The organism is Vibrio sp. 2130-1 (assembly GCF_033339515.1).
Genome location: NZ_JAWOUT010000446.1, coordinates 1 through 613 on the forward strand (window position 1 = coordinate 1; position 613 = coordinate 613).

1 pseudogene is annotated in these 613 nt (G+C 48.0%); it reads right to left on the bottom strand.

Features of this window, described 5'->3' with window-relative positions:
* Positions 1-613 (bottom strand): annotated as a pseudogene (locus R7Q09_RS26745) (DNA polymerase III subunit gamma/tau); the annotation flags it as partial.

A 613-nucleotide genomic window follows, 5' to 3' on the forward strand; every position in this document is an offset into this window, starting at 1 on the left:
ATCCTGCGGTAACGATATTTGCACCGTTATTCGCTGATGGACGAAAAGCCAACATACGTAAGACGATCATCTCCATACCAACACGGCCATTTGGAGACAGCGTCAGATCTTCACGACCTTTTAGCGCAATTTGATAGTAAAGCTGCACATCTTGTGGGCTGAGCGCTTTACTTAATAATTCGATTTTTTCTGCATCAGGCTGTGCTCGGTCTAGTGACGCAGGCAGTGCTTGATACATAGCGATGCGATGTAACTGCGTCGCGATTTGTTGCAATAAACCGTCCCACTCAACACCATTCGCCGCCAATTGGTGGATTTTATCCATGGCTTGTTGAGGTTGTTTACTGCTGATCGACTCAAGCAAGTGAATCGCTTGATCCGTATCGATGGTTCCCAGCATGTGGCTAACGATGTCGGTTTGCACCGCACCATTGCCTAAAGCAATCGCTTGGTCGGTCAAACTCAGCGCATCACGCATACTGCCATCAGCGGCATGAGAGATCATGCCAAGCGCTTTGGGCTCTGCTGAAACCTGCTCTTGACCCAAAATGTAGTCAAGTTGCTGATGAATATCATCAACACTGATTGGCTTGAGATGGAACTGCAGACAACG